This window comes from Pseudoalteromonas tunicata (assembly GCF_002310815.1).
Lineage (GTDB): Bacteria > Pseudomonadota > Gammaproteobacteria > Enterobacterales > Alteromonadaceae > Pseudoalteromonas > Pseudoalteromonas tunicata.
This window is the reverse complement of record NZ_CP011032.1, coordinates 40,001-63,879: the sequence shown is the minus strand read 5'-3', so window position 1 is coordinate 63,879 and position 23,879 is coordinate 40,001. Positions and strand designations below refer to the sequence as shown.

Annotated in this window: 21 protein-coding genes and 2 rRNA genes (1 of these 23 cut by a window edge); 18 read left to right on the top strand and 5 right to left on the bottom strand. The window is 40.9% G+C overall.

The features are described 5' to 3' along the window. Positions 1–7: 7 nt before the first annotated feature. The gene (gene sthA / locus PTUN_RS00275) at positions 8–1,441 is read left to right on the top strand and encodes a Si-specific NAD(P)(+) transhydrogenase (RefSeq protein WP_269725579.1); all 1,434 of its coding nucleotides are present in this window, start codon (positions 8–10) and stop codon (positions 1,439–1,441) included. 128 nt (positions 1,442–1,569) lie between these two features. Continuing rightward, positions 1,570–2,952: a TonB family protein gene (locus PTUN_RS00270; protein ID WP_009839358.1), complete on the top strand. Its 1,383-nt coding sequence runs from the start codon at positions 1,570–1,572 to the stop codon at positions 2,950–2,952. 64 nt (positions 2,953–3,016) lie between these two features. Here PTUN_RS00270 and hemE read toward each other — a convergent pair whose 3' ends face one another. Then, positions 3,017–4,081 (bottom strand): uroporphyrinogen decarboxylase, encoded by a 1,065-nt coding sequence (hemE, locus tag PTUN_RS00265; protein WP_009839359.1) that lies wholly within the window; start codon positions 4,079–4,081, stop codon positions 3,017–3,019. 395 nt (positions 4,082–4,476) lie between these two features. Between hemE and PTUN_RS00260 the strand changes: the two genes are divergently transcribed. Then, a complete protein-coding gene (locus PTUN_RS00260; protein ID WP_009839360.1) occupies positions 4,477–4,950 on the top strand; it encodes an Rsd/AlgQ family anti-sigma factor in 474 nt (157 codons plus the stop codon). 45 nt (positions 4,951–4,995) lie between these two features. Here the strand turns inward: PTUN_RS00260 and fkpA are convergent, their stop codons facing one another. After that, complete coding sequence (fkpA, locus tag PTUN_RS00255; RefSeq protein WP_009839361.1) at positions 4,996–5,754, bottom strand: FKBP-type peptidyl-prolyl cis-trans isomerase; 759 nt, start codon at positions 5,752–5,754, stop codon at positions 4,996–4,998. Between the two features lie 187 nt (positions 5,755–5,941). Here fkpA and PTUN_RS00250 point away from each other — a divergent pair, with 187 nt between their 5' ends. Continuing rightward, entirely contained in the window at positions 5,942–6,928 is a 987-nt protein-coding gene (locus PTUN_RS00250; RefSeq protein WP_009839362.1) for a WD40 repeat domain-containing protein, read from the top strand. After that, the gene (locus PTUN_RS00245; protein WP_009839363.1) at positions 6,928–7,143 is read left to right on the top strand and encodes a SlyX family protein; all 216 of its coding nucleotides are present in this window, start codon (positions 6,928–6,930) and stop codon (positions 7,141–7,143) included. The genes PTUN_RS00250 and PTUN_RS00245 overlap by 1 nt, the downstream gene beginning before the upstream one ends. Before the next feature lie 11 nt (positions 7,144–7,154). On the opposite strand, the gene PTUN_RS00240 is transcribed toward PTUN_RS00245, so the two are convergent. After that, positions 7,155–7,355 carry a YheV family putative zinc ribbon protein gene (locus tag PTUN_RS00240; protein ID WP_009839364.1) on the bottom strand — a complete coding sequence of 67 codons (201 nt, stop codon included), beginning with the start codon at positions 7,353–7,355 and terminating at the stop codon, positions 7,155–7,157. A gap of 158 nt (positions 7,356–7,513) precedes the next feature. Between PTUN_RS00240 and PTUN_RS00235 the strand changes: the two genes are divergently transcribed. The 13 genes from PTUN_RS00235 to PTUN_RS00175 all read left to right on the top strand — a co-directional run bounded on the left by PTUN_RS00235 (position 7,514) and on the right by PTUN_RS00175 (position 22,353). After that, positions 7,514–9,430 carry an ATP-binding cassette domain-containing protein gene (locus PTUN_RS00235; RefSeq protein ID WP_009839365.1) on the top strand — a complete coding sequence of 639 codons (1,917 nt, stop codon included), beginning with the start codon at positions 7,514–7,516 and terminating at the stop codon, positions 9,428–9,430. Further along, positions 9,414–9,896 carry a TIGR02444 family protein gene (locus PTUN_RS00230; RefSeq protein ID WP_009839366.1) on the top strand — a complete coding sequence of 161 codons (483 nt, stop codon included), beginning with the start codon at positions 9,414–9,416 and terminating at the stop codon, positions 9,894–9,896. The genes PTUN_RS00235 and PTUN_RS00230 overlap by 17 nt, the downstream gene beginning before the upstream one ends. 322 nt (positions 9,897–10,218) lie before the next feature. Beyond that, positions 10,219–11,193 (top strand): hydrolase, encoded by a 975-nt coding sequence (locus tag PTUN_RS00225; RefSeq protein WP_009839367.1) that lies wholly within the window; start codon positions 10,219–10,221, stop codon positions 11,191–11,193. Next, positions 11,190–11,438 carry a YheU family protein gene (locus PTUN_RS00220; RefSeq protein ID WP_009839368.1) on the top strand — a complete coding sequence of 83 codons (249 nt, stop codon included), beginning with the start codon at positions 11,190–11,192 and terminating at the stop codon, positions 11,436–11,438. Before PTUN_RS00225 ends, PTUN_RS00220 begins: the two co-directional genes overlap by 4 nt. An 88-nt stretch (positions 11,439–11,526) precedes the next feature. Beyond that, entirely contained in the window at positions 11,527–12,729 is a 1,203-nt protein-coding gene (locus PTUN_RS00215) for a dipeptidase (RefSeq protein WP_009839369.1), read from the top strand. 206 nt (positions 12,730–12,935) lie between these two features. Next, positions 12,936–13,901 (top strand): hypothetical protein, encoded by a 966-nt coding sequence (locus PTUN_RS00210; protein WP_009839370.1) that lies wholly within the window; start codon positions 12,936–12,938, stop codon positions 13,899–13,901. A gap of 23 nt (positions 13,902–13,924) precedes the next feature. Continuing rightward, entirely contained in the window at positions 13,925–14,824 is a 900-nt protein-coding gene (locus tag PTUN_RS00205; protein WP_009839371.1) for a DUF350 domain-containing protein, read from the top strand. Between the two features lie 3 nt (positions 14,825–14,827). Continuing rightward, positions 14,828–16,558 (top strand): polyamine aminopropyltransferase, encoded by a 1,731-nt coding sequence (locus PTUN_RS00200; protein WP_040644096.1) that lies wholly within the window; start codon positions 14,828–14,830, stop codon positions 16,556–16,558. Positions 16,559–16,637: 79 nt separating this feature from the next. Continuing rightward, positions 16,638–17,051 (top strand): YjfI family protein, encoded by a 414-nt coding sequence (locus tag PTUN_RS00195; protein ID WP_009839374.1) that lies wholly within the window; start codon positions 16,638–16,640, stop codon positions 17,049–17,051. Positions 17,052–17,066: 15 nt separating this feature from the next. Then, a complete protein-coding gene (locus PTUN_RS00190; RefSeq protein WP_009839375.1) occupies positions 17,067–17,759 on the top strand; it encodes a PspA/IM30 family protein in 693 nt (230 codons plus the stop codon). 70 nt (positions 17,760–17,829) lie between these two features. Further along, positions 17,830–18,468 (top strand): hypothetical protein, encoded by a 639-nt coding sequence (locus tag PTUN_RS00185; RefSeq protein WP_009839376.1) that lies wholly within the window; start codon positions 17,830–17,832, stop codon positions 18,466–18,468. Then, positions 18,465–18,785, top strand: a complete 321-nt coding sequence (locus tag PTUN_RS00180) for a hypothetical protein (protein ID WP_009839377.1) — start codon at positions 18,465–18,467, stop codon at positions 18,783–18,785. Before PTUN_RS00185 ends, PTUN_RS00180 begins: the two co-directional genes overlap by 4 nt. Before the next feature lie 355 nt (positions 18,786–19,140). Continuing rightward, entirely contained in the window at positions 19,141–22,353 is a 3,213-nt protein-coding gene (locus PTUN_RS00175) for a TonB-dependent receptor (protein WP_009839378.1), read from the top strand. Between the two features lie 282 nt (positions 22,354–22,635). Here the strand turns inward: PTUN_RS00175 and rrf are convergent. Continuing rightward, positions 22,636–22,750 (bottom strand): 5S ribosomal RNA (rrf, locus tag PTUN_RS00170). Between the two features lie 130 nt (positions 22,751–22,880). Beyond that, positions 22,881–23,879, bottom strand: a 23S ribosomal RNA gene (locus PTUN_RS00165) (it continues 1,890 nt past the right edge of the window).

Here is a 23,879-nt window from a genome sequence, read left to right as displayed (position 1 = left end):
AAACGGTGTGGCTAAATCAAAAGAAGCAAAAATATCACCTGAAATAAAATACCAATATGACGCAATAATTATTGGTACAGGTCCTGGCGGTGAAGGCACCGCCATGAACCTAGCTAAAAGCAAAAAAAGAGTCGCTGTTATCGAAAAACAACCATCTGTTGGTGGTGGTTGTGCGCATTGGGGAACCATACCATCAAAAGCATTACGCCATTCTGTCAGTCGACTTATTGAATATAATTCAAACCCTTTATTCAATCTTAAAGAGCAACGCAGCAAGCTTACTTTTCCTGATATTTTGAACCATGCTGGTAATGTCATCTCGAAACAAGTTAATTTACGCACCAGTTTTTATGACCGTAATCGCATTGATATTTTCCATGGCGAAGCATCGTTTGTTGATAACCATACCATCAAAATAACTCAGCCAGATGGCACATTTGAGCACATGACAGCGCAAACGATTGTCATTGCTACGGGTTCTCGCCCTTATCACCCACCTAAAGTTGATTTTAATAACGATCGTATTTATGACAGCGATACAATTTTAAAGTTAACTCATGACCCCCGTCATATCATTATTTATGGGGCAGGTGTTATTGGTTGTGAATATGCCTCAATTTTTCGTGGTTTAGGGGCTAAAGTAGACTTGGTTAATACGCGAGACCGTTTATTAGCATTTACTGATGCTGAAGTATCAGATGCATTAAGTTATCACTTTTGGAACAGCGGTATTGTAATTCGTCATAACGAGGAATTAGCAAAAGTAGAGACTCGCTCCGATTGCGTTATTTTCCATATGGAATCAGGCAAAAAAATGCAAGCCGATTGTGTTTTATTTGCCAATGGCCGCACTGGTAATACCGATAAGCTTAACTTAGCTGCCATAGGCCTTGAAGCCGATGGTCGTGGGTTACTCAAAGTTGATGATAATTATCGCACTCAAATTACCAACATTTATGCAGTAGGTGATGTGATTGGTTACCCAAGCTTAGCTAGCGCCGCTTTTGATCAAGGTCGCATTGCAGCGACTGCTATTTTGCATGGCCATTGCCCAGAGCGAATAATTTCTGATATTCCTGTTGGTATTTATACTATTCCAGAAATCAGCTCGGTCGGTAAAAACGAGCAAGAATTGACTGCGGCTAAAATTCCTTATGAGGTAGGCCGAGCCCAGTTTAAACATTTGGCACGCGCCCAGATTGCAGGCACTGAAGTGGGCAGTTTAAAAATACTCTTTCATATCGAAACCAAAGAAATTTTGGGTATTCACTGTTTTGGCGAACGTGCCTCTGAAATTATTCACATTGGGCAGGCAATTATGGAACAACGTAATGGTGGCAATAATATCGAGTATTTTATTAATACTACCTTTAACTACCCAACAATGGCCGAGGCATACCGAGTTGCAGCCCTTAATGGGCTCAATCGCTTAATTAAGTAGTAACTACTCGAGTCAACATATTAATAAAAAGGGCCTTTTTTGTGCCCTTTTTTTATATTGACTATTGTTTCCTTGTAAAATTCTTGTAAACTAAATTTACTAAAATAATAATATAAGGCTGCTAAAAGATGAAATATGCTGCATTAGGGTTAATTTCTGCTCTGTCGTTATGTTCTACATCTGTTTTTGCCGATTTCGATTCTGCAAAAAGGCATTTAAAAGAAAAAAATTATGGTGAAGCTGCCACAGAGTTAACAAAGTTAGCTCAAGTTGGGCATGTGGAGGCACAATTTCAATTAGCATCCTTATATGAACAAGGTTTAGGGGTTACCCAAGACTTAACCACGGCTTATGCTTGGTATTTAGTGGCGAAAGACTTTGACCACCCTGACGCATCTGACAAATATCGCGTATTAAGAGAAGCAATTCCTTCTCGTAAAGAAGGTAAAGACCGTTACCGTGAGCTGTCTAATTTATATGGTAAAAAGCAACATGAAGCTGATTTTGCCCCAGTTTTAAAGCAATCTAACTTTTATCCTGAGCGTGCTAAGCTGCTAACTCAAGTTGAGCCTGATTATACCAAGGGCACAGTTTCAATTCAGAGTGCATGGGCAACTGTAGCTTATAATGTTAACGAAAGTGGTCAAGTCGAAGATGCTCGCGTCTTAGCCTCTTTTCCGAAAAATGTGATTGATGACGCCGTCATTGAAGCAATTTCGCAATGGACATTTAAACCTGCGGTAAAACGAAATGGTGACCCAGATCGCGTCAACGATCTAATGTACACATTTAAAACAAAAAGTACCAGTAGTTCAAATCATCGTAAATATGAAAAACAACTCGATGAATATACTCAAAAGTTAAAAGAGCTTGCTGACTCTGGCAATAACTACGCTCAAGTTCGTTACGCAATGATGCTTGAACATAGCATTATTGAAAGCCCAACAGATAAATATGTTGATTGGTATTATAAAGCCGCTATGAATGGCAATAACGATGCACAACTTCGCTTAGTTCATTGCTTTGAAAATGGCGAAGGCTGCCAACCAAACGAAGATAAAGCGTTTAATTGGCTAGAAAAAGCCAGCCAAAGTGATAATTACCGCGCCCAATTTCAGTTAGCCAAAACATTACTTGATTACCAAAGTGTGCATTTTAATCCTAAACGCGCAGTTGGGATTTTAAAAGAAGCAACACATAATCAGTATCTACCGGCAATGACTGAATACGCAAGACTGCTCGCATTTTCTGACAACCCTGAGATCCGTGATATTCAAGCCGCTATAAAATATGCAGAGCTTGCTCGTTCACTTGATCCAACCAACCCTGTGCTCTTGTCTGTTTTAGGTGCATCTTATACTGAGCTTGGTCGGGTTGAACAAGGTGAGGAATTGCTGCAACAGGCATTTGAAGAAGCGCTAAACCGTAATTGGCCTACTCGTAGTTACCTTAACCTCATTGAGGGCGGTGCTGCTGCTATGATGGCAAATGGCGCTAGACTGACTTACTAATCAGTTTGTAGATTAAAAATTAAAAAAGGAGCCTAGGCTCCTTTTTTGATGTCACATCTTAGGCTTACAAATGATACAAGCGACTTAACTCGTGGACTGAGTTAATAAATGCCCCTGCGTTTTCAGGATCCACATCTGGCGTAATACCATGGCCTAAGTTAAAGACGTGACCACTACCTTGGCCAAATCCATCTAGAATTTTTTGCACTTCTTGTCTAATACGCTCAGGGCTTGCATGTAACATGGCAGGGTCCATATTACCTTGTAATGCCACTTTATCACCCACTCGCGCTTTAGCATCGGCAATATCAATCGTCCAATCGAGCCCTAGCGCATCACAGCCTGTTGCTGCCATCGCTTCAAGCCACATACCACCATTTTTTGTGAATAAGGTAACAGGCACTTTACGGCCATCATATTCACGAATTAATCCAGCTACAATTTTATCCATATAACCAAGTGAAAACTCACGGTAATCGCGTGGAGTTAAAATACCACCCCAGGTATCAAAAATCATAACCGACTGAGCGCCAGCTTTAATTTGCGCGTTAAGATATAAAATCACTGAATCAGCGAGCTTATCAAGTAACATGTGTAAAATTTCTGGCTCAGCAAATGCCATTTTCTTTATTTTACCAAATGTTTTACTGCTGCCGCCTTCAACCATATAAGTTGCAAGTGTCCAAGGCGAACCTGAAAAACCAATTAGTGGCACTTCGCCCTTAAGCTCACGTCGGATAGTGCGCACTGCATTCATCACATAGCCAAGTTCTTGCTCAGGATCAGGGATTGGCAGATTCACAACATCACGCATATCCATTATTGGACGTTCAAATCGTGGACCTTCGCCAGTTTCAAAATGCAATCCTAAACCCATTGCATCAGGGATGGTTAAAATGTCACTAAACAAAATCGCCGCATCAAGCGGGAAACGGCGTAACGGCTGAAGAGTCACTTCACAAGCAAGTTCGGCGTTTTTACATAAGCTCATAAAGTCACCTGCTTCTGCACGTAGTGCACGATACTCAGGTAAATAGCGGCCCGCTTGTCTCATCATCCATACCGGAGTGGCATCTACAGGTTGCTTTAATAAAGCACGTAAATAACGATCGTTTTTTAATTCGCTCATAAAATTCTCATTCAGCTGAAGGATTGAACCTATTTAATAGCGTAATTGTATCATTTAGATTGCCGCGCCTCCATGTGCAAGATCAAACAATTAGAAAAACAACGAAATAAATGGTTGCAAGCTGGTAAATAAATTGTTATAAAATACAGGCGCTAGTGAATAAAAATAATAAGAACTTGTTTAAACAAGTCAGCAAATGAATTGAAACCACCTTCGGGTGGTTTTTTCTTATCTAAAATTCAAATACTTCAGATTGACGTTCCGACAAAGAAAAATAAAGTTAAATAATTTCAACAAGTTAAATTTTATATTTTTTAAATGTAAAAAATAAGTTGATCTTTTGTCCATATTTCATTGTTATAGTAGAAACGTAAAGTTTGCAAGGGAGACGAAATATGCTGACTAGACTAGAAAAAGCTCAAGAATCATGGGGTGGTTCTCACTCGGTAATTGATTCATGGTTGGAAGAACGCCAAGATTTGTTAGTTCAATATTGCAAACTTGCAGGCTTACCGCCATATGAAAGAAATGACCAAGCATTGCCAGCTAAAGCAGCGATCATAAGTTTTTGTGAAATTCTTGTTGATTACTTATCCGCAGGTCATTTTGAAATTTATGATGATATAGTCAAAGCATGCCAAGAAAAAGGACCTCAAAGCTTGGCTTTAGCGAAAGAACTTTATCCTAAAATAGCTAGCTCAACTGATATGGCATTAAACTTTAATGATCAATACGCTGAATCCGCTGATGACAATCTGCTTGAAACTTTTGATAAAGATTTGTCTGAACTTGGAGAAATATTAGAGCAGCGTTTTGAATATGAAGATGAGTTAATCGATAATTTATATTCTAACCATTTAGATAAATAAAAAACGGGATAAAATCCCGTTTTTTATTTCCGTTGCTTACGAATTTTACTCGCCAGCAGCTTCAGCTTTTTCAGGCTGTTCAATTTCAAGTAGTTCTACTTCAAAAATCAGCGTTGAATGTGCAGGAATGTTGCCTAAAGCTCGCTCACCGTATGCAAGTTCTGAAGGGATCGCAAATTTAAACTTTGAACCTACATTCATTAACTGAACGCCTTCAGTCCAACCTTTAATAACACGGTTAAGTGGGAAGTTTACTGGCTCATTACGTTTGTAAGAACTATCAAATTCAGTACCATCAATTAAAGTACCTTTATAGTGAACAACCACCACATCAGTTTCTGATGGTTTTGCACCTTCACCTTGGGCAAGTACTTCATATTGTAAACCTGACTCTGTAGTTGTCACACCTTCACGCTTACCGTTTTCAGTTAAGAAAGCTAAACCTTTTGCTTTGTTTTCTTCAGCATCTAATTTCGCTTTTTCTTCTTGTTTAGCACGCACATCAGTATCTAACTGAGTTAATACTTCACGAATTTTATCTTCTTCGATTTTTGCCGAACCAGCTAGCGCATCTTGAAAACCTTTAACTAATAACGCTTGATCTAACTCAAAACCCAGCGCTTTTTTATCGGCTAAATCTTTTTGTAAGAAGCCACCAACAGACGCACCAATACCATAAGCTTGCTGTTGCGCTACAGTATCTAATTTCACTTCTGCGGCTGTTTCTTGTTTTGCTTCTTGATTACAGGCTGTTAAAGCGAGTACAGACGCTGCGATCAAAGATAATTTTAGTGTTTTTTTCATTATTGTCTCCGACATACCATTTGGTAGCCAATTCTCTATACTTAATTTAATTAAAAATAACGGCCAACGTGTTAGGCTGCTTACATAACTGATTTGTAATAAAATAGTTATGGAAACATCCTGGGACCAAAATCGCCCCTTAGTCTAACCTCTTGCTGTGCAAGAGTTAAGGAAAAAGACTCTCAAAATGACGATAAATCGCACTATTTTTTGCTTATTTTTAGCGTTAACGCTGAGCGCCTGTGGTAACGCAGAAAAATTACCAAGTAATGCTGTCGAACATGCTGTTTCGGGAGCATATACAGCCAGTTTATCTGACGATGGTACATTGGGCTTAGTTTCATCAGTCTCACATGGGTTAGCTTTATGGGACCTGAATAAAAATGGTTTAATGTATCAATGGAGCCACCAGCAAGCCGAAGATAATCTAGTGCTAAGTACAGATATTAGTTTCGACAAAAGTGTCGCTGTGACTGCTGATAAAGAAAATTTTGCCCTTTGGGATATTGTAACTGGAGGTAATATCGGCTTTTGGAAAATAAAAGATTCAGCGATTAGAGACATTGCCGTCAGTGATCAGGGCCGCTATATATTGTATGGCAAGAGTAATGGTGTAGTTGTACATATTGATATGCAAACCGGCAGACGAATTGAATTTATTGGCCATCAAGAAAAAATTAATGCGGTCGATTTATCGCCCAATGGCTATTACGCTCTCACTGGATCAAATGATTACACCGCTTTTTTGTGGGATACCCGCACAGCACAAGTCATCCATAGGTTTAATCATCCAAGCAGAGTGACACAAGTCCAGCTTGATCCCAAAGGTCGATTTGCATTTACCGCCGATAGCCAACAGCAGGCCAGAGTGTGGGATTTACAAAGCGGCGAGATGATTTCGAATCTTCAATTTACCAGCCGCCAGCAAATTTTTAGTACGGCCCGTTTTAATCGCGCAGGCACGTTATTACTAACAGGTTCACCAACGCGAAAAATTGCCTTATGGGATATCAAAACAGGCAAAGAATTACAAACTTGGTATGTAACACCAAGAAAAGAATCTCGACCTCAATCGGCGGTGGTGTATGATGTCGCTTTTCATCCTGATGACAAAACAATCGTCAGTGAAAGCTCCAGCGGTTTAGCTGAAACTTGGCAAATTGAGTATAAGTAATGAGTGATTTAGAACATCGTATTTATGAATTAGAAGCAAAAGTAGCATTTCAAGACGAAACGATTGAAATCTTAAATGAAGAAATGCGCCAGCATCAGTTATTGATTGCGACCATGCAGCGTCAAACCCAGTTACTTGCCGAAAAGCTTAAAGAAGTGCAAAACAGCTCATCGTTTGGTGAAGAAATGGTGGAGCCACCACCTCCGCACTATTAAAGCCAAATACATTATTCAGGTTTAAATACGCCAATGACTTGTTCAAATTGGCGTGTTGATGCTTGAACGGCACCTTCTGGTTGAGTCATTTTATGGCCACACTCAATGCACTCAACTTTTTCAACGTTGAGCTCTTTATAAAGCATCATGGTATCCATCGTTTTGCACTCTGGGCAACTCGCCCCTGCTATAAAACGCTTTTTGTGTTTCATGTTGTCATACTTCATTTGCAGTTTTACCTTATTTTAACGCCCTTTCAATCTTGCTCACAACGCTTATTACCAACACGAGCGATAATTTAACCATAAGGCTAACCATTTTATAAATGAGCTTGATATACTAACGGCAATTTTTCTCAATTGATGTAATCATGATCCAAATAAGCCAACTAGAACTATTACGTGGCGGTAAAGCCCTACTCAAAGATGCTAATGCAACGTTATTCCCAAACCATAAAGTAGGCTTGGTTGGCGCGAATGGTTGCGGTAAGTCATCGCTATTTGCCTTATTAAAAGGAGAATTACATCTCGATAGTGGTAATTGTTCAGTGCCAAAAGACTGGACAATCTCCTCCGTAAAACAAGAAACACCCGCGCTGAGCATTTCTGCATTAGAATACGTATTACAAGGCCATAAAGCCTACTATGAATTACGCATTCAACTACAACAGGCAGAGCTTAGTCACGATGGCGAAGCGCAAGCAAAAGTGCATTTACAGCTTGAAGCGATTAATGGTTATTCAATTGAATCAAAAGCCGGTGAATTACTGCATGGTTTAGGCTTTAATAATGAACAAATCAGCTTACCCGTGAGTTCTTTTTCAGGTGGCTGGCGCATGCGCTTAAACTTAGCCCAAGCGCTGATTTTTGAGTCTGATTTATTACTGCTCGATGAACCAACTAACCATCTTGATTTAGATGCTGTTTATTGGTTGGAGCGCTTTTTAAATGCGTATACGGGCACTTTGGTTCTTATTTCCCATGACCGTGAGTTTCTCGATGCGGTAGTTGATGAAATTTGGCACATTGAAAATCAAAAAATCAATATTTACAAAGGTCACTACTCTCAGTTTGAACGCCAAAAAGCAGAGCGCCTATCTCAGCAACAAGCTAGTTTCGAAAAACAGCAAGATCAAATAGCTCACCTCGAAAAATTTATTGCCCGCTTTAAGGCCAAAGCCAGTAAAGCCAAACAAGCTCAAAGCCGCGTAAAAGCGCTAGAGCGCATGGAAAAACTCGCTCCCGCACACGTTGATTCGCCATTTGATTTTGAATTTGCAGAACCGCTGGCATTGCCTAATCCGTTGATGACGCTCGATCAAGCCAAAGCAGGTTATGGCGAAGTCACTATTTTAGATTCTATTAAATTTAACTTAGTCCCTGGTAGCCGTATTGCGCTGCTTGGTCGTAACGGCGCAGGTAAATCAACCTTAATCAAACTCCTTGCAGGTGAACTTGCACCACAAAGTGGTGAGGTGTTTCAGCATAAAGGGCTCAATATCGGCTACTTTGCGCAGCATCAATTAGAATCTCTTGATTTATCAGCCAGTGCAGTTTTACATATTCAACGTTTAGATCCGCAAGCACCTGAACAAAGAATTCGTGATTTCTTAGGTGGTTTTGCTTTTTTTGGTGATAAAGCCCTTGAGCCAGTTGCTCCTTTTTCGGGCGGCGAAAAAGCCCGTTTGGTATTGGCCATGCTGGTATATCAAAAACCAAACTTGTTATTACTTGATGAACCAACTAACCATTTAGACCTTGAAATGCGCCACGCATTAGTCATGGCACTGCAAGGATTTGAAGGCGCAATGGTCACCGTATCGCATGATCGCCACATGCTTAAAAACACAGCCGATGAATACTACTTAGTTGATCAAGGCCAAGTGACTCCGTTTGGTTATGATCTTGATGCGTATTACCAATGGCTACTCGCCGCAAACAAAGCAGATAATGTTGTTGAAGACAAAGCTGATAAAACCCACAGCGCGGTTAATCGTAAAGATCAAAAACGTCGCGAAGCAGAGTTTCGCCAAGCCGTTCAACCGCTGAAAAAGAAAATCACTCAGCTAGAAACCAAACTAGACAAAGTAACGGCACAACTTCAAGAAGTTGAAAACGCCCTTGCTGATAACTCACTGTACGATGCGCAAAACAAAGCAATACTTACTGAATTACTCGCTAAGCAAGCAAAACTGGTACCTGAACAAAATGATTTAGAAGAGCTGTTACTTGAGTTATTAGAAGAGCTTGAACAACACGAAAACGAATTTAATGCCCAACTCGATTAATAGCGCCACTTTTTGGCAGTTTTCATTAAAATTTTACAGTGACAGCAAGGTCGCCGAGACCTTGTTGCACTGGCAAAATCATCATCACAAAAATGTGAACGTTTGTTTATTGTTACTTTATTTAAACCAGCAGCACTTCGAACTGAGTTCTTCGCACTTAACTGAGCTAATCAATACGCTCGGGCCGTTTAATCTCACATTTACCCAGCCACTGCGAACCCTTAGAATCCAATTAAAGCAACACAGTGACCTCCCTCATTATCAGGCCATGCGAACACAATTATTGGCAACCGAATTACAGTTTGAGCAACAAGAACAACAATTGCTAATTGATAAGCTCATCGAGTTTAAATTAGGCTCAACATCCACACCCGACAACCTCAGTTTATACATAAATAAAGACTTACAATGTGCAAAAACTGATCTAAATCAAACTCTCTTACAGCTTAAACAAAGTGCGGAATAAAACTTGATCTAAATCACATCACACTTGTCATTCCTGCCTTATCTTTAACGCATTGAAGAAATAGGAGAGACACCATGAACGTATTTTTTAGAGATTTTTTTAGCGACCCAGTGTTGTTTTTTTCGTTTGGATTTCTAGGTGTCGTTATCTCACTATGTATTTTTTACGTAGTATATTTCATGAAAAAGATTAATGAGGCAGAAGTGCCTGAGTAAAGAGTTAAGCACGACGCGCTAAAGCATCAAATTAAGCTCGCTTAGTTTGGTGCTTTATTTTTTTCTGATACACTGCTTTTTCACACAATTAACATCACTCTTGGATTATGAACGGCAGTTTTAAACCCGCTTGGTGGATGAGCAATAAACATGCACAAACTATTTTACCGCGCTTTTTTCGCCCGAAATTAGCGCTTAATGTGCAATTTGAAACCTTATTGACCCCCGATGACGATTTTTTAGAGCTCGCTTGGACAGTACCTGCGGCCCAAAATAATACCAAGCCACTCGCCGTTGTATTTCATGGCCTTGAAGGAAGCATTGATAGCTTTTATGCCAAAGGCATGATGAAAGCGTTGCAAAAGCAAGGGCTTGATGTTGTTTTAATGCATTTTCGTAACTGCTCTACTCACGCTAATTTACAGCCTAGAGCCTACCATAGCGGTGAGACATCTGATGCCCGCTTTTTATTCGAAACGCTCGCGGCCCGTTTTCCAAGTAAAGAATTGTTTGCCGTTGGCTTTTCGCTTGGTGGTAACGTATTAGCAAAATATCTAGGTGAATTTAAACAAAATAGCCTACTCAAAGCTGCTGCTGTAGTGTCTGCACCATTTGATTTAGCATCCTCTTGCCAAGTTATTCGTAAAAGCGGCGGTAAAATTTATCAGCACTACTTACTTGGCCGATTAAAAAAATCCACTAAGCGAAAGCTACCTAAAATAGCCTCGCTACTTAATATTAATGCAGAGCAACTAACGAATATAAATGATTTGCTAGAATTTGATGACCGAGTGACCGCACCGCTACACGGCTTTAAACATGCCGAAGATTATTATCAGCAAGCCAGCGCCAAACCTTTTTTGCAGCATATCAGCACACCCACTTTAATTGTCCATGCAGCCGATGACCCAATGCTATCAACTCAAGCCATACCCCAACCTCAAGATGTAAGCCCGCTGGTCGAATTACACGTTTCCAAAAAAGGTGGCCATGTTGGTTTTATTAGTGGCCGTAACCCGTTCAAACCCGTATTCTGGTTAGAACAACAGATCCCTGCCTTTTTTAAGCGATATTTATCATGATCATTCCGTTTGATGCCTTAGCTCCAGAAACTCTTGAAAACCTGATTAAAGATTTTATTTTACGTGAAGGTACCGACTACGGTGAGCAAGAATGCACCATGGACGATAAAATCGCACAAATTAAGCGCCAGCTTAGATCAGGAGAAGTGGTTATTGCCTATTCTGAGCTGCACGAAAGCGTGAACATTATGACCGCTCGCACATTTGCCGAGCAACCAAAAGAAGAATCAAGTGACGAGTTTTAGTAATAATTAACATTTAACCGCATTTGACTTGTCAGTACAGCCTCAAGATCCCACAATGGTTTTTTCACTATAAACATAAGAAAAAACCATGAAATTAATCACAGGACTCTCTTTACTTACCTTAAGCTGCACTGTTTTAGCACAGCAAAACACCGACAGCTCATTTAACCCAGCCTCAAAACGCGCAATCGAATTAACCAAAAAGACAATTTTAGTAGATACCCATATCGATGTGCCTTATCGCCTTGAGCACAAATGGGAAGATGTCAGTCAAGCTGCGGGGGGCGACTTTGATTACCCTCGCGCTGTTCAAGGTGGATTAAACGCCCCTTTTATGTCGATTTACATTCCTGCAGGGCTTGAGAAAACTGGAGGTTCCTACGAGCTAGCGAACAAACTTATCGATTACGTTGAAGCGATTGTTGGCCGTGCCCCGGATAAATTTGCCATTGCAGACTCAGTCCAAGATGTAAAAGATCACTTCGCTGCAGGCAAAATGTCACTCCCTATGGGGATGGAAAATGGATCGCCAATTGAAGGTAAGCTTGAAAACCTCAAGCACTTTTATCAGCGCGGTGTTCGCTACATCACCCTAGCCCATTCGCAAAGCAACCACATTTCTGACTCGTCTTACGATTTACGTCGCCAATGGCAAGGTCTGAGCCCTTTTGGTAAAGAACTCATCACTGCAATGAATAATATCGGTATGATGATTGATGTCTCACACATTTCTGACGATGCGTTTTATCAAGTTATGGCGCTATCAAAAACCCCTGTTATCGCTTCGCACTCCTCATTAAGAAAATATACCCCAGGCTTTGAGCGTAATATGGATGACAACATGCTACTTGCCTTGAAAAAGAACGGTGGGGTAATTCAAATTAACTTTGGGTCGAGCTTTGTTATTGCCTCTGCTGGTGCGTGGGGTGACCAATTTAAAGCAAAACGTAAAGAGCTTGCGAAGCAAAATGGCGAAGAAAGCCAGATGGTAAAAGATTTTCGCAAAGCCTATTTAGCTAAAAATCCATACCCGTTTGCAACCATTGCGCAAGTGCTTGATCATATTGACCACGTTGTAAAACTAATTGGCATCGAACATGTGGGCATTGGTTCCGATTACGATGGCGTCGGTGACTCATTACCAATCGGCTTAAAAGATGTCGCTAGTTATCCAAACCTAGTACAAGGATTACTCGACCGCGGCTACAGCGAAGCAGATATTACAAAGATCCTCAGTGGTAATGTGCTTCGCGTTTGGCAACAAGTTGAACTGTATGCTCTAACGCATTAATCCCCGTTAAATTAACCAGCGCCCACACTGCAGTGATTCGATAAAGTTGGGCGTTTTTATTTATCTCACAGTACGTTAGCGTTATTAAAAAATACCTTCCACCTCACAAAAAGATACAATTTTAGCAACAGAGATCTTGGTTATCCTCATAAGCTATGTAAAACTGGACAGCGAACTATTAACAGCAGCAGATTAGGTGACAATGAATGTCCGATTTTAAAGCTTGGAAACTTATCAGTCTGTTTTGTTTGTTTAGCTTAATGCTGGGTTGTGAATCCAAAGAAGAGCGCACTCAACAAACAATCAAATACACTCTCGAACAAGCTTCCCAAGAAATAAATACCTTAGGTGATGCACTTGATAATAAGCTCATTCGCAACGCAAATTTACTGACTGAATACGCAAAAGTACTTAGCCAGAAAAACCCTCAGATGAGTGCGATTGCCGAACTGATCTCACAAGATGCCACCAAAAACGGTCCCTTATATCAAAACCTCCAAAAACGCCTTAATGATTTGCAAAAAGCCGATCCAGCAATGGCTAGCCAAGAAATCATTGAACAAGCCTCATTACTCAAAGAAGCCGCAACATTAAGCCTCTTTGCTGATGCCTTAACCGATCCGATTAACGTGCTCGCGGATATGTCTGGAGGTGAACTTGCACGAGTTGGTGCAATCAGTAAGGATGCTGAAGAAACAGCCAATGCAGGTAATCCGACCTTAGGGAATCAATTAGTGGGTAATGCCAATTATGGCCAATGGCAAACTAACTCTGAAGGAATTAGTTTTTGGCAATGGTATGGCATGTATCGCATGTTGGGTGATGTAGTGGGTGCGGTGGAGTATGGCAGCTGGAGTAAACGTAGAAAATACAGTTATTACAACGATTATGGCCGTAAACGCTACACCAGCTACAACCAGTATAAGCAACAAACGACGGTTGAAAACCGCACGCGTCAGTCTTATCAGAGCCAAGGTAAACAATTTACCAGCCCTTATGCAAAAACAAAAAGTGGCGCATCAGGACTAAGCCGAAGCAGCTATACACCACCGAGCACCACCTCGACTTCTCGCAGTAGTTATTCAAAAGCCAGTAGCCCAACAAAATCGAGTACCGGCTCAGTGCGCAATAGCTCAAGTAGAACCTCGCGCGGCGTAAGCCGAGGCAAATAAAGAATTAGTTTGGGAGTTTAAATATGTACCAATTTAACGGATTAACCGCTTGGTCAATACAAGCCTTAACGCTTGATTTTATAATTATTATCGGGTTATTTGTCAGCCTCAAATTTATCAAAGGCTGGGTATCAAACCTTCATGCCAATGATGAGATAACCGAAAAAGACAACTTTGCTTTTGGCCTAAGCTTTGCCGCTGGTTTAGCAGGCCTTGCGATTGTTATTACCGGAATAAGCTCTGGCGCATTTGCCGATTCATTTTTGCAAGAAGCAACACAAATGTTAGGTTATGGCTTAATTGGCATTTTACTGATTAAGCTTGGTCACTTTTTTCAAGATAAAGTCGCACTTAAAAAAGTATCGCTACACGATGAAATCATCAAAGGCAATATTACCGCAGCTTTGGTTGATTTTGGCCATGTGATTAGCGTCGCCATAGTGATCCGCTCTGCATTAATTTGGGTATTAACCGAAGGATGGCATGGCCTGCCCATTGTGATTGCAGCCTTTATCATTGGTAATATCTGCATGTTGCTGATCAGCCAATATCGAGTCCAATTGTATAAACGCACCAACCGTAACGGCGATTGTTTACAACAAGCAATTTTAGATAACAACATAGCTGTTGGCATTCGCTATGCGGGCTTTTTAATCGGTAGTGCTTTAGCCCTAACAGCTGCAACCGGTATTGCACCGTATATGGCTGATAATATTAATGCGAGTTTAATTTATTGGACTGTATCTGCTGTAGGTAGCTTAATCGCCTTTATTATTTTGCACCTTGTGATGATCAAAATCATCTTAGCGGGCAAAGATATTTCCGATGAAGTGAATCGTCAAAAAAATATTGGTGTTGCCACTATTTCAGCCGCAATCTCGTTTGCAATTGGCATTACAATGGCAACTTTACTGGGTGCTTAAGCGTTGAATAATCCCCCCCCGTTAACCCCTTCGCCGAGTAAATATTCTTTACTCGGCCACGACATCCTTTTAATCAGTGTCATGGCTATTTTAGCTGGCTGTGGCCTGATTTATGAATACTTACTTTCTCATTATGCCGGGCGAATTCTAGGCTCAGTTGAAAGCGCCATTTACGCCATGATTGGCACCATGATAGTTGCCATGGGCATAGGTGCTTTCCTCGCTCGCTGGTTTAAAGACCCCTTCACGGCATTTGCTTGGCTCGAAAGCTTAATAGCCTTACTCGGTATGAGCAGTATTTTAATCATCGCCTGCATTATTGCACTGAGTTACACCCTACCTCACACCTTCGCAAGTTTATACAACCTGCCAGCTGATGCGGTTCTTGATGGTGCTATTTTTGATCAATTTCAGACATTTGCCCGCTTTTTACCTTATGTTTTTGGTTTATTACTCGGTATTCTGATTGGAATGGAAATCCCGTTAATTGCGAGGATCCGCCAGCAAGTTTATGGTCGGTTTTTAGAAAACAATGCAGGTACTATTTATGGTGCCGATTATATCGGTGCCGGTATTGGCGCTGCAATTTGGGTCACTGTTATGCTCACCTTGCCCATCATGCAAGCAGCGGCATGGACCGCTCTGTTTAATATCATTGCAGGGCTGATTTTTTTATGGCGATACCATCAACATGTTAAATGGGCAAAATTATTACTTTTATGCCATCTACTGCTAATAGGATTATTTGCTGTCTTTTTATTGTACGCATCAGCGTGGATGAAAGACCTTAGCAATGTGCTTTATAAAGACAAAGTGATTTATTCCGATTCAACTAAATACCAACACGTGGTCATAACTGAGCGCTTAAGCCGTACCCAAACAGCCCCAATTAATGATTTATTCCTCAACGGCCGCTTACAATTTTCAAGCGCTGATGAACAAATTTATCACACTATGTTGGTTTACCCAGCAATGCTTGCTTCAAACCGCCATGACAACGTACTAATTATTGGTGGTGGTGATGGGCTTGCCTTGCGTGATGTTTTAAAGTGGCCTGTCAAACACGCTACTTTGGTCGACTTAGATGGCCAACTGCTATCACTCTTTGGTTTGAGCAATCAGCCATATCAAGCACCTCAGCCACTTAAAGAGAAATTGACAGCATTAAATCACAATGCACTCAACGACCCACGCGCTAACGTCATTGTTGCTGATGCTTTTTTAGAAGTTGAGCGCATGCTAGACCGAGGTTTACTGTTCGATACCATCATCATTGATTTACCAGACCCCAATCACCCTGATTTAAATAAGCTCTACAGTGATTATTTTTATAATCACGTCAAACAGCTGCTTGCACCCGATGGCGCCTTGGTTATTCAATCTACATCGCCATATCACGCAAAAAAAGCCTTTATCAGTATCGCTAAAACAGTAAAACAAGCAGGGTTTGCTCATGTAGAACAATACCAACAAAACATTCCTTCATTTGGTCAATGGGGTTGGACTATTGCAACTCGCAGTGGACAGCCAGCCAGTGAGCGAATTGCACAAATAGCTCAATTTCCAGTTGCCACAAACTGGTTAAATCAAAAATATTTACAAGCCGCATTCGCCTTCCCTAATAACTTTTTTTCGAACAATAAAGATATTGAAGTCAATCGGTTAGGGACTGGAATATTATACGATTATTACCGCCAAGCATGGCAAACAGAATCCGAGCTGTATAAAAATTAACTGCACATGTTGACATAATATGTCACCTATGCAATTCTTAACTCAGACATAGTATGTCAAAGTGAATAAGGTAAAGAAGATGGAATTAAACGAATTATCAATCAAGCTTGCGTCATTCGAAACCGAAGGCGCTAACTTCGAGTCATTTTTGATCACTAATCAAGGTGAGCAAGAAGTGTTACAAGTGATCGTGGATGGAAACGATGAATTACCGATTTTTGTCACACAAACACAAGAACAATTACTTTGTATCAGTTATTTATTTGATGAAAGCGAAGTCAAAGCAGAGCTTCGTCACGAACTAAATGAAGCGTTATTAAAACTGAATGTACCAATCCCTTTAAGTGCATTTGCAAAGATTGATCATCAATATGCCATTTTTGGTGCACTGGCGGTTACGTCATCATTTGATGAAATAACCCATGAATTAGTGACCCTAGCAGACAATGCGATTGATGCACTTGACGCTATCTCAACCTATTTAAATGAATAATTTTGGAGCAAGATTATGAGTATTTTAAAAAAACTATTTACCGCTGTACGTGGTGGAGCAAGAGAAGTCGGTGAAGCAATTGTTGATGCAAACGGTATCCGTATTTTTGAACAAGAAATTGCAGACGCTCAAAATGCTCTTCATAAAGCTAAACAAAGCTTAACCGAAGTAATGGCAAAAGAAATGCAAACCAAACGCAAAATCAGCGCGTTAAACGATAGCATTGCTGAACATGAAGATTATGCAGGCCAAGCATTAGCAAAAGATAACGAAGCATTAGCTATGGAAATTGCCGAAAAAATTGGTGATTTTGAAACTGAAAAAGCTGAACATGAACAAGTACTAGCTGGTTTTAGCAATCATATTGTTGCCCTTAAACAACAAGTGAAAGAAGCTGAGAAATCAATCAAGGAAAACCAACGTCAGCTTACAATGGTAAAAACCACTGAAAGCGTGCAAAAAGCAACGATGGCGGTTAACAGCACCCTTAATACCAATGCATCATCGATGACAAATGCGCGCCAATCATTAGAGCGCATTAAACAGCGTCAGCAAGACCGTCACGATCAACTTGGTGCTGCAAAACAACTTGAATCTGCCACTAATGGTGACGATTTAAAAGCAAAATTAGCACAAGCCGGCATTGGTGAGCAAAACCAAAAAAGCAGTGATATTTTAGCTCGCATTAAAGCTAAACAAACAAACTAAATTGTTTTAATCCTAAAAAGGAGGCCTAGCCTCCTTTTTTGCTCAACTAACATTGTTCAAGAGGTGACCTATGTTTGGTTTCTTTAAATCGAAAAAAACACCCGTGCGCCAACTCAACCACCCCAGCAAACTGAAAATTGGTGACATGCTCACTCTTATTGACTCATTTGCTTATCCACAATGGCTTAAAGGGCAAACCCTTAAAGTGACGGATGTACAAACTTATCAGTATAAACAGAGTGCAGAATATGAATTTGTTCTCGAAAGTGACTCAGGCAAAATTGTTTTTTTACAAATTGAGCGCGAGGATGGCGAAGAATATGCCAACTTCTCAATTAAAATCCAACGCGATGATGTTGATAGCATTTTCACACTTGATGAGTTTGCCCGCATTTTTGATGAAGAAGCTCTGACTCACATCACCACACAAAATACACCCGAGCAATTCGAACGCTTTTTAGCGCCAAGTTATCAGCAAACCGAAGCGCCTTATGTTTGTTATTTCCATAACCAAGATTACCGCAACCTAAGCTTACCTCGTTACCAAGAGCAAGGTGGTGAAACGTGTGAGATCATTCATCTAGCATCTGATGATGAAAGCCACAGTATCAACATAGAAGTTTGGGATGGTGGTGATACCGAGGTTTCTTTAACGCTAACAAGACCTATCAGCGATATCTCTGAGCTCTTTCCTGGTGATGCTGCATGACAGACAAACAAGCAAAATGGCAACGCCAAGAGCAAGCAGTACGCGCAACTCAAATGGCGTTTGACCTCAGTAGCGAAGTACAAAAAACGATAAAAAAACAAGCTATCGATGAAGAACTCACACCTTCTGACATGATCAGAAAAATACTGAAACTTGATGTAAAGTCAAAGAAAACGCGTCAGCGCTTATCGTTTAACTTAAGCGATGAGGAAATCACCGAGCTTTCACAACGCTTTAACGTTGACCCTGATGATAAACGAGCGGTAAAACAACAAGTAGCCGATTTACTGATCCAGCACACTAAAACAACCAAATAAATTTATATCATCTTAATAAAAACCCTCAATACGCTCACAATGTTGGGCGTATTTATTACGGTCAAGCTACAAAAGCCCTCCTCAAATAATTAAGTCATAATTTAATCTAGCAAGCCTAAGCTAAAGATAACCTAAAGATAAATAAAAAATTAATTTACTTTTTAAATTTAATGTTAAAAAGTAACACAAAAAAATAAATAAAATGTTAGTTTTTATTGCAAAAATCTATTATTTTAATAGAGCAACGGAACTTGGCATATTGAGTAGTGATGTCAGGCGAAACAATAATCCTATCCATTAGGTCATTATTGGTAGGGTTACACTGGTTATTATAAAAAACAAAAGAGATTAAACCATGTCAAAATTAGCCATCGATAGCGGTAAAAATAAACGTTCTAGGCTTAACCTAGCGATTACATCTGCATTATTGGGTTTATGCCCTTTATTAGTTTCAGCTCAAACCACTACCGAAAATGACAACGATGTCATCAATAAAAAGAAAGAAGAACCGATAGAAGTAATCGAGGTTGAAGGGATCCGCGGTAGTATTTTTAGCGCCCAAAACTTAAAACGTTATGCTGATACGGTAAAAGATGTCATTACTGCGTCAGATATCGGTGCACTGCCGGACAAATCAGTAACCGAGGCATTACAGCGTGTGCCAGGCGTTACTATTGAACGCTTTGCATCATCTGACGATCCAAAACATTATGCTGACGAAGGCACTGGCGTACTTGTGCGTGGTTTAGACCGCGTGCGTTCAGAAGTAAATGGTCGTGATGCTTTTAGCGCAAATCAATCCGGTGGCTTAAGCTATGAAGACTTTCCGGCTGAATTACTAGGAGCTGTCGAGGTTGTTAAAAACCAAACGGCCGATCTTATTTCTGGTGGTATTGCCGGCACGGTTAACCTCATCACACGTAAACCATTTGATTCGACCGAACGCTTAATCTCTTTTAATGCCAAAGCTAATTACGGAGATTTTCGTGATGAAGTCACCCCTTCGTTTTCTGCATTATTTTCTGATAACTGGGAAACGAAAGCTGGTAAATTTGGTTTTCTAATCGCGGGCTCTCAATCGGAGTACAAAACTCGAGGTGATGGTGTTGGCTTAGGTAATTTCCACTCTCGTGGTGATTCATTTTTTCCAACGACCGATCAGTGGGGCGGAATTATTGGTATTGATCCTAGCTCACCAGTAGATGGCCCTGCACTTCCAGATCAGCCTGCTGGTAGTGTTTGGCATGTACCAGCCGCTATTCATATGAGTACCGCGACCAATGATAGAAAACGTACCGGATTTACAACTTCTCTTCAGTGGGCCAATACTGATGAAACTATTGTTGCAACTTTAGAGCATATTAATTCTAAAGCATCATTAGAGTGGAATGAACGCCAAATAGGGCAAGCAGCTCAAGGCTTTAAAGGCTATATGGGGTCATCGCAAAATTGGAAAAATGATGCAGAAAATGGCTTTCCTTTAACAACTGACGATGGGTTTGTAACATCAGGTATTGCGCTTGGGGTAAGCCCGGAAACACCTTTCTTTTATCGTAGTCGCTGGAACTATAATGAAAATACCGTCAAAGACACTTCATTTAAAGTAACCATTAAACCTGTTGATCGCTTAACTGTTAACTTAGATTATCAGCATATTGATTCTGACAAAGCCGTGCAAAATTACAGCATGTCAGGTCAAACTCGTGGCAACCATGTTCATGTTGTATCACCTTATTTTTTAGATATGCGCGGTTCACGCCCAACAGTTGAATTCCTCAGTGATAATATTTTAACCCCAGGCTACTCACCAAACGAAGATTGGAATGGACCAGTACCGAATCTTTTCCTTGGCAGCGGTATGGAGCAAGTTGAACATAATACCGCCAAAGCAGACAGCTTTAAACTAGATCTTACTTATGAGCTAGACGGAACATTTACCAAAATTAAATCGGGTTTTTATACCTCAGACAAAGACTTAACCGTTCGTGACACCGCTTATGAAGGCTGGTCTGCCATCGGTACTCCTTGGATCCAAGACGACCGAAACGCAGCATCTGCAATTAATCGCCCAGAACTATTTGAGCGTATTGATTTTTCTGATTATTACAACGGAGATGTACTGCAAGGTAATGTAAATAACTTCTTATTTCCACGAATGGATCTAGTGAAAAATTATGCAGATTCATTACGCCAAGGCTGTAAAGATGGCTGGCATAATGCGACTAATAGCGCAGCAAATAATGGAACATGTACAGGTACTTACGTGCCATATGCCGATAAGCCAAATCGGGTAGAAGGTCCTTATGCAGCGCATAACATTAGCTCAACCAATGAAAAGCGTACAGAGTTTTATGTTCGTGGTGACTTCGACTTTATGCTTCAAGATATACCCGTAGTCGGTAATGTCGGTTTACGTTACGTTAATTACAAATTAGAGTCGACTGGTGCATTAGTGCAACCTGCAGAAATCAAACGTGGGGAACCAGGTTCATCGCTCAATAATGTAATGCAACAACCCGAATACAAACGCTATTACGACCTTGCTAATGGTGAATCGGAGTTAAGTACAGTCAATGGTACCGATTACAACACAATATTGCCAAGTTTGAACTTGAGCTTTGCAGTCACTGATGATGTGGTCGTGCGATTTGGTGCATCTAAAGCGTTATATTATCCAAACTTGGTCGATGCGCGAAATATTAGTATTGTAAATCTTGACTATACTCGTCGCCTGCAAACACCTGGCGCCGATTATGATGAAACAAATAACCCCGTTGTTGGATTAGACGATATAGAGCTCACTGCATTAGCCGGAAACCCTTACCTAAAGCCTGAAACAGCAATTAATACCGATTTAACAACCGAATGGTATTTCGCTCCAGCCGGATATATCACGTTTGGCCTTTTCCACAAGAAATTAGATAATATCATCCGCAATAAGTCTTTTGATCTAGATGTGAGTTACAACGGTGAAAACTATGATGTATCAGCGTATGGACCTGCAAATACGGGATCAGGAACGATTAAAGGGGCTGAGTTTTCTTACTCGCAATTCTATGACATGTTACCCGGTGCATGGAGTGGATTGGGGCTGCAATTTAACTATACCTATATTACTCAAAATGGCTTAGAAGATCCTAATGAGATATCAAAAGGTACCTTAGGTTTTGATGAATACGGAAACCCGATTGCCGATAACCGCAATACGTTTCGTGTATTTAGTGGCCTCCCATTACAAGGCTACTCAGATCAAAACTTAAATATTATCGGTATGTATGAATATGAAGATGTATCATTTCGCCTAGCTTACACTTGGCGTTCTGAATATCTTTTGACATTACGTGAGTCAGAAGAATATGTACCTGCATATGCCGAAGCTTCTGGCATGATGGATGCTAGCCTCTACTATTCAATTAATAAAAATTGGAAAATTGGGGTTGAAGGCAGCAACCTACTCGCCACTGAAACTAAAACAAAGTATCAAATGGACCAAGCAGGCACACAAACACAAGCGCTTAGTTTCACAACTGATCGACGTTTTGCACTGAGTGTCAGAGCAGTCTTCTAACAATTTAAATCTCGGATATGAAAATAATGAAAAACGCGTTATAGCAATATTTCGCGTTTTTTATTTTTAGGGATATTCATCCTACTTTCTAGATAAAAACTGTCCTGATACAGGAAGATATTTAGATAATTATTTTAAAAATTTTGTGCCAAGCTAGAAATATCAATAGTGTTTTTATTTAATAAACATCGAATAAATCAAGCTTGGGAAATAGATGAAATGATAATAAATTCCAAACGCAAAAAAGCCTCTGATTTCTCAGAGGCTTTCTTTAAATTGGGAGCCTGGCGATGTCCTACTCTCACATGGGTAACCCCACACTACCATCGGCGCTGTTTCGTTTCACTACTGAGTTCGGAATGGGATCAGGTGGGTCCAAAACGCTATTGTCACCAAGCAAATCTGGTTCGTTAATCGCTCTCGCAATTAACTAAAATTCGGAAGGCTGATTTCAAATTCGTCTACTTCAGTGCTATTTAACTTCTTGCTTGTTCTTCAGTGCTTCATACAAACCACTTTGGCGTTGTATGGTTAAGCCTCACGGGTAATTAGTATTGGTTAGCTTAACGCCTCACAGCGCTTCCACACCCAACCTATCAACGTTGTAGTCTCCAACGGCCCTTCAGAGAGCTTATAGCTCTAGTGAGAACTCATCTCGAGGCTCGCTTCGCGCTTAGATGCTTTCAGCGCTTATCGATTCCGAACGTAGCTACCGGGCAGTGCCATTGGCATGACAACCCGAACACCAGCGGTTCGTTCACTCCGGTCCTCTCGTACTAGGAGCAACCCCTCTCAATTCTCAAACGCCCACGGCAGATAGGGACCGAACTGTCTCACGACGTTCTAAACCCAGCTCGCGTACCACTTTAAATGGCGAACAGCCATACCCTTGGGACCGACTTCAGCCCCAGGATGTGATGAGCCGACATCGAGGTGCCAAACACCGCCGTCGATATGAACTCTTGGGCGGTATCAGCCTGTTATCCCCGGAGTACCTTTTATCCGTTGAGCGATGGCCCTTCCATTCAGAACCACCGGATCACTATGACCTACTTTCGTACCTGCTCGACTTGTCCGTCTCGCAGTTAAGCTTGCTTCTACCATTACACTAACCGTACGATGTCCGACCGTACTTAGCAAACCTTCGTGCTCCTCCGTTACTCTTTAGGAGGAGACCGCCCCAGTCAAACTACCCACCAGGCACTGTCCGCAATCCCGATTAGGGACCTACGTTAGAACATCAAAACTACAAGGGTGGTATTTCAAGGACGACTCCACAAGAACTAGCGTTCCTGCTTCAAAGTCTCCCACCTATCCTACACATGTAGGTTCAATGTTCAGTGCCAAGCTATAGTAAAGGTTCACGGGGTCTTTCCGTCTAGCCGCGGGTACACAGCATCTTCACTGCGATTTCAATTTCACTGAGTCTCGGGTGGAGACAGCGTGGCCATGATTACGCCATTCGTGCAGGTCGGAACTTACCCGACAAGGAATTTCGCTACCTTAGGACCGTTATAGTTACGGCC